Consider the following 5,836-nt stretch of genomic DNA (forward strand, 5'->3'; position numbering starts at 1 on the left):
CACCACCAGCGAACCCACCCCCAAGCCCACCAGCTTGGCGACGGCGCTGGAAACCGGATCGGTCGGCGCGATGCTGTGGATGTCGTCGCTTTTGAGCGTGAGGATTTCGCGAATCTGCATGGTGGTCTCCGGGTCGGCGTGATATAGGCCTAATGATAACAACGGCGGCGCGCGGCAGGCTACGGCCTGACCAGCGCAGCTTCGACCTGCCGGCGCTTTTCGCTGCCGGCCAGCACTTCCACCAGCGCCAGCGCAAAATCCATTGCCGTGCCGGGACCGCGCGAGGTCAGCACCTTGCCGTCCTGCACCACGGCGGCGGCGCTGACGGTCACGCCGGGCAGCGCGTCGAGAAAGCCGGGGTAGCTGGTCGCCTGCTTGCCGTCGAGTACGCCGGCTTCGGCCAGCACCATCGGCGCGGCGCAAATGGCGGCGGTGTATTTTCCGGCAGCCGCCATTTTTTTCAGCAGCGCCAGGATGCGTGCATCGTCCTTCAGATGCGCCGCGCCCGGCATGCCGCCCGGCAGCACCACCATGTCGTAGTCGTCCTTCAAGGCCGCGTCCAGGCTGGCGTCGGGCACCAGCTGCACGCCGCGGCTGGCCAGGACGATGCCGGGCTTGAGGCCCGCCGTCACCACCTCGACGCCGGCGCGGCGCAGCAGATCGATGATCGTGACGGCTTCGAGCTCTTCGCAGCCGTCCGCCAGGGGAACCAGAACCTTGGCCATGCCCGTCTCCTCGTGTCCGAGTTGAAATCCGCGACAGGATACTCAGTCGCGGAAATTCTGATACTGCAGGGGGAAATCGGCAATGCTCTTCCTCACCAGCGCGATGGCGTCCTGCAGCACGTCGCGCTTGGCACCCGACACGCGCACGCTGTCGCCCTGGATGCTGGCCTGCACCTTGAGCTTGCTGTCCTTGATGCACTTGACGATCTTCTTCGCCAGTTCGGTTTCCACGCCGGTCTTCACCGTCACGCTGCGCTTGACCTTGTTGCCCGAGACCTTTTCGACGCTGCCGATATCCAGGCATTTGACGTCGACACTGCGCTTGGCGAGTTTCTGCGCCAGGATGTCCTGCACCTGGTCGAGCTGGAATTCGGTATCGGCGTGCACCGTCAGCACGTAATCGGCCTGCTCGACGCGCGCGTCGGAGCCCTTGAAGTCGAAGCGCGTGGACACTTCCTTGTTGACCTGGTCGACCGCGTTGCGCACTTCCTGCTTGTCGACCTCGGACACGATATCAAAACTCGGCATGCTCGCTCCTTAACCCGGATTGATTAAACATCGGGGTTCATATCCATTGCAAACGACTGTACCGGCAGCCCCGATTCGTCGTGGAACTCAGCTGCCGCCATCACTCCCAGCCGCGCCACCGCTTCGGCGTCGAGCGAGGGCGCGCGATACGCCGCGTACATCGCCCCCCAGCGCATACGGGCTGCCGCTGCCGTAGGCGTAAAACTTCGAGAACGCCTGCACCGTGCGGTGCGCCACCACGCCGAAAATCCCGTGCGGACTGGCGATCAGCACGTCCATGCGGCTGGACTCCAGATCCTCTTCCTTGTCCTCGCCGGCCTGCAGGTAGTAGTGCTCCTTCAGCGCGCCGTGCAGGGTATTCCACACGCCGAAGATGCTGGCCACCGAATCCAGTTGCGGCGGCTCGTCCAGCGAGGCGAAATAGTCCGCCAGGATCAGCTTGAAGGTGGCCGACCCGGTGATGGCGACGTAGCTGTCGCCGACGCGGATGATCTTCTCGTGGTTCACCACGTAGTCGGCGGATTCCTTGCCGCCGCCCCACTTCGTCAGCGTGTCGGCCGCGATCGCGATGCGGCCTTCCTTCCTGACGACGGTGACGGTGGTCATGGCGAGTCTTAACCGAAATGGCAGACGTAGTGATACGGCTCGCCCGAGACTTCGATGTCGAAGCTGGAATTGCCGGGGACATTGAACGACTGCCCGGCGCCGTAGGTCTTCCACTCGCTCTCGCCGGCCAGCTTGACGCGGCACGCACCCGCCACCGTCTCCATGATCTCCGGCGCGCCGGTGTTGAAGGTGAGCGTGGCCGGCAGGATCACGCCGACCGACTTTTTGGTGCCGTCGGCGAACTGCACGGTGTGCGAGACGCACTTGCCGTCGAAATAGACGTTGGCCTGCTTGACGACCGCGACATTGTCGAATTGGGACATGCTTATTTTCTCCGTGCGTCGAGTTTCGCTGCGATGCGCATGCGCAGCGCGTTGAGCTTGATGAAGCCGCCCGCATCCTTCTGGTCGTAGGCGCCGGCATCGTCCTCGAAAGTGGCGATGGTGGAGTCGAACAGCGAGTCGGTCTTCGAATCGCGGCCGACGACGATGATGTTGCCCTTGTAGAGCTTCAGCCGCACCGTGCCGTTGACGTGCTGCTGGGTGTGGTCGATCAGCACCTGCAGCGCCACGCGCTCGGGCGCCCACCAGTAGCCGTTGTAGATCAGGCTGGCGTAGCGCGGCATCAGATCGTCTTTCAGATGCGCGACTTCGCGGTCGAGGGTGATCGACTCGATCGCGCGGTGCGCCTTCAGGAGGATGGTGCCGCCGGGGGTTTCGTAGCAGCCGCGCGATTTCATGCCGACGTAGCGGTTTTCCACCAGGTCGAGCCGGCCGATGCCGTGCTTGCCGCCGAGTTCGTTGAGTTTCGCCAGCACTTCGTGGGCGCGCATGGCTTGGCCGTCGATCGCGACGACGTCGCCTTTCGCGTAGGTCAGCTCGATGTATTCAGCCGCATCCGGCGCCTTCTCCGGCGACACGGTCCAGCGCCACATGTCCTCCTCGGCTTCCGCATTCGGGTCTTCCAGGTGGCGGCCTTCGTAGGAGATGTGCAGCAGGTTGGCGTCCATCGAATACGGCGAGCCGCCCTGGCGGTGCTTCATGTCGATCGGTATGCCATGGGTCTCGGCGTAGGCGAGCAGCTTCTCGCGGCTCAAAAGATCCCATTCGCGCCACGGCGCGATCACCTTGACGTCGGGCTTCAGCGCGTAGGCGCCGAGTTCGAAGCGCACCTGGTCGTTGCCCTTGCCGGTGGCGCCGTGGCAGATGGCGTCGGCGCCGGTTTCGTTGACGATCTCGATCAGGCGCTTGGCGATCAGCGGGCGCGCGATCGAGGTGCCGAGCAGGTATTCGCCTTCGTACACGGTGTTGGCGCGGAACATCGGGAAGACGAAGTCGCGCACGAATTCCTCGCGCAGGTCGTCGATGTAGATCTGCTCCGGCTTGATGCCGAACTGCAGCGCCTTCTGCCGTGCCGGTTCGAGTTCCTCGCCCTGCCCGAGGTCGGCGGTGAAGGTCACCACCTCGCATTGATAGGTGTCCTGCAGCCATTTCAGGATGACCGAGGTGTCGAGGCCGCCGGAATAGGCCAGTACTACTTTCTTGATATCGCTCATGGTTTCAATGTTCAGTGGGTGGAGCCGGATTGGTTCTTGTCGACGATCTCGACCTGGCCGGGGAAGCCGCCGATTTTCAGGATGTCGAGATTGGTCGCCTGGCTCGCTTTCTCGATCTCGATGCCGACGACGCGGCCGTCCTCCGACAGGTTGAGCACGATGCCCTCGTGCGCTTCCCACGCCTGCGCGGGGTTCTCGGGGCTGATTTCGACATAGAGCGAGTCCATGTCCTTGAAGTAGGCGATGTTCATTTCTAGGGGGTCAGGAGTTAGGGCCAGGAATTAGGGTCAAGGTGTCAGCTTTCGACCTTGCCGAGCAGCAGGTACTCCATCAAGGCTTTCTGCACGTGCAGGCGGTTCTCCGCCTCGTCCCACACCACCGACTGCGGGCCGTCGATCACCTCGGCGGTGACCTCCTCGCCGCGGTGCGCCGGCAGGCAGTGCATGAAGACGGCATCGGATTTCGCCACCGCCATCATGTCGGCATCCACCTGCCAGTCGGCGAAGGCCTTCAGGCGCTCGTCGTTCTCGGCTTCCCAGCCCATGCTGGTCCACACGTCGGTGGTCACCAGATCGGCGCCGCGGCAGGCGTCCATCGGGTCGGCAAAGCTCTCGAAGTGGTCGGTGCCGTACAGATTGGCGCGCTCGGGTTCGACCTCGTAGCCCGGTGGGGTCGACACGTGCACGTTGAAACCGAGCACCTCGGCGGCCTGCAGCCAGGTGTTGCACATGTTGTTGGAGTCGCCGATCCACGCCACGGTCTTGCCCTGGATCGAACCGCGATGTTCGATGAAGGTGAAGATGTCGGCGAGGATCTGGCACGGGTGGTATTCGTTGGTCAGCCCGTTGATCACCGGCACGCGCGAGTGCGCGGCGAAACGCTCGATGATGTCCTGCTCGAAGGTGCGGATCATCACCAGATCGACCATGCGCGAAATGACTTCGCCAGCATCCTCCACCGGCTCGCCGCGCCCGAGCTGGGTGTCGCGCGTGTTGAGGTAGATCGCCGAGCCGCCGAGCTGATGCATGCCTGCCTCGAACGAGAGCCGGGTGCGGGTCGAACTCTTCTCGAAAATCATCGCCAGCGTGCGATCGACCAGCGGATGGTAGGGCTGGTAGCGCTTGAAGCGCGATTTGATCAGACGCGCGCGCTCGAACAGATACAGCAGTTCGTCGCGCGACAGATCCTTGAATTGCAGGAAATGCTTCAGCATCACGCCGCCTGCTGCAGGTAGCTTTTGACGATGCCGGACACCGCCGCGACCAGCGCATCGACCTCGGCGGCGCCGTAAATCAGCGGCGGTACCAGGCGGATGACCGTATCGGCGGTGACGTTGATCAGCACGCCGGCGTCGCGCGCCACGCCGACCAGATCGCCGCAGGGGCGGTCGAGCTCGATGCCGATCATCATGCCCTCGCCGCGGATGTCGACCACGCCGCGCACGCCGGTCAGCGCCTGCCGCAGTCCTCTGCGGATGTCCTCGCCGCGCACGCGCGCGTTGTCGATCAGCTTCTCCTCCTCGATCGCATCGAGTGTCGCCAGCGCCGCCGCGCACGCCAGCGGATTGCCGCCGAAGGTGGAGCCATGATTGCCCGGCTGGAAAACGTCGGCTGCCGCGCCGCGCGCCAGGCAGGCGCCGATCGGCACGCCCGAACCGAGCCCCTTGGCCAGTGCAATCACGTCCGGCATCACGCCGGAATGCTGGAAGCCGAACCAGGTGCCGGTGCGGCCGACGCCGGTCTGCACTTCGTCCAGCATCAGTAGCCAGCCGTGGGCGTCGCAAATCCGCCGCAGCTCGGCGAGGTATTCCGACGGCAGCACATTGATGCCGCCCTCGCCCTGCACCACTTCGAGCAGCACCGCGACCACGCTCTTGTTGTGCTCGGCGACATGGCGGATGGCGTCCAGATCGTTGAACGGCACCCGCGCGAAGCCCGTCAGCAGCGGCTCGAATCCGGCCTGGATCTTGCGGCTGCCGGTCGCGGTCAGCGTCGCCATGGTGCGGCCGTGGAACGCCTTTTCCATCACGATGATGGTCGGCACCTCGATACCCTTGTTGTGTCCGTAGAGACGCGCCAGCTTGATCGCCGCCTCGTTGGCCTCGCAGCCCGAATTGCAGAAGAAGGCGCGATCCATGCCCGACAGCGCGCACAGGCGGTCGGCCAACTCCTCCTGGCGCAGCACGCGATACAGATTGGACGAATGGATCAGCGCGGCGGCCTGGTCGGCAATCGCCTTCACCAGCCTGGGATGGGCGTGTCCCAGCCCGTTCACCGCCACGCCGGCGACCGCATCGAGATAGCGCTTGCCCGCCTCATCCCACAGATAGGCGCCCTCGCCGCGCACGAACGCAACCGGCTGGCGCGCATAGGTGTTCATCAAATGTGTTGTCATGGCAGTCCCCAACCAGGCTGTCAAAGTA

General features: G+C 64.2%; 8 protein-coding genes. All 8 read right to left on the minus strand.

What is annotated here, in order from left to right; genetic code table 11:
- Positions 1-179: 179 nt before the first annotated feature.
- Entirely contained in the window at positions 180-725 is a 546-nt protein-coding gene (locus BGO62_RS11765; RefSeq protein ID WP_296642646.1) for a DJ-1 family glyoxalase III, read from the minus strand.
- Positions 726-767: 42 nt separating this feature from the next.
- Positions 768-1,253, minus strand: coding sequence for a YajQ family cyclic di-GMP-binding protein (locus BGO62_RS11770; RefSeq protein ID WP_296642648.1), 486 nt, complete (start codon positions 1,251-1,253; stop codon positions 768-770).
- 87 nt (positions 1,254-1,340) lie between these two features.
- Entirely contained in the window at positions 1,341-1,859 is a 519-nt protein-coding gene (locus BGO62_RS11775) for a hypothetical protein (protein ID WP_296642650.1), read from the minus strand.
- A gap of 8 nt (positions 1,860-1,867) precedes the next feature.
- Entirely contained in the window at positions 1,868-2,182 is a 315-nt protein-coding gene (locus tag BGO62_RS11780; RefSeq protein ID WP_296642655.1) for a pyrimidine/purine nucleoside phosphorylase, read from the minus strand.
- 2 nt (positions 2,183-2,184) lie between these two features.
- Positions 2,185-3,414, minus strand: coding sequence for an argininosuccinate synthase (locus BGO62_RS11785; protein WP_296642656.1), 1,230 nt, complete (start codon positions 3,412-3,414; stop codon positions 2,185-2,187).
- A gap of 11 nt (positions 3,415-3,425) precedes the next feature.
- Positions 3,426-3,665, minus strand: coding sequence for a DUF2283 domain-containing protein (locus BGO62_RS11790; RefSeq protein WP_296642657.1), 240 nt, complete (start codon positions 3,663-3,665; stop codon positions 3,426-3,428).
- Between the two features lie 44 nt (positions 3,666-3,709).
- A complete protein-coding gene (gene argF / locus BGO62_RS11795; RefSeq protein ID WP_296642658.1) occupies positions 3,710-4,627 on the minus strand; it encodes an ornithine carbamoyltransferase in 918 nt (305 codons plus the stop codon).
- Positions 4,627-5,808: an acetylornithine transaminase gene (locus BGO62_RS11800; protein WP_296642659.1), complete on the minus strand. Its 1,182-nt coding sequence runs from the start codon at positions 5,806-5,808 to the stop codon at positions 4,627-4,629. Before BGO62_RS11800 ends, argF begins: the two co-directional genes overlap by 1 nt.
- Between the last annotated feature and the right edge of the window lie 28 nt (positions 5,809-5,836).

The organism is Thiobacillus sp. 65-1402, from assembly GCF_001897685.1.
Taxonomy (GTDB): Bacteria; Pseudomonadota; Gammaproteobacteria; order Burkholderiales; family Thiobacillaceae; genus Thiobacillus.

Excerpts from the sequence above, each read along its gene's own strand:
- BGO62_RS11765 (WP_296642646.1), bottom strand. The coding sequence starts at position 725 with ATGGCCAAGGTTCTGGTTCCCCTGGCGGACGGCTGCGAAGAGCTCGAA.
- BGO62_RS11770 (WP_296642648.1), bottom strand. The coding sequence starts at position 1,253 with ATGCCGAGTTTTGATATCGTGTCCGAGGTCGACAAGCAGGAAGTGCGC.
- BGO62_RS11775 (WP_296642650.1), bottom strand. The coding sequence starts at position 1,859 with ATGACCACCGTCACCGTCGTCAGGAAGGAAGGCCGCATCGCGATCGCG.
- BGO62_RS11780 (WP_296642655.1), bottom strand. The coding sequence starts at position 2,182 with ATGTCCCAATTCGACAATGTCGCGGTCGTCAAGCAGGCCAACGTCTAT.
- BGO62_RS11785 (WP_296642656.1), bottom strand. The coding sequence starts at position 3,414 with ATGAGCGATATCAAGAAAGTAGTACTGGCCTATTCCGGCGGCCTCGAC.
- BGO62_RS11790 (WP_296642657.1), bottom strand. The coding sequence starts at position 3,665 with ATGAACATCGCCTACTTCAAGGACATGGACTCGCTCTATGTCGAAATC.
- argF (WP_296642658.1), bottom strand. The coding sequence starts at position 4,627 with ATGCTGAAGCATTTCCTGCAATTCAAGGATCTGTCGCGCGACGAACTG.
- BGO62_RS11800 (WP_296642659.1), bottom strand. The coding sequence starts at position 5,808 with ATGACAACACATTTGATGAACACCTATGCGCGCCAGCCGGTTGCGTTC.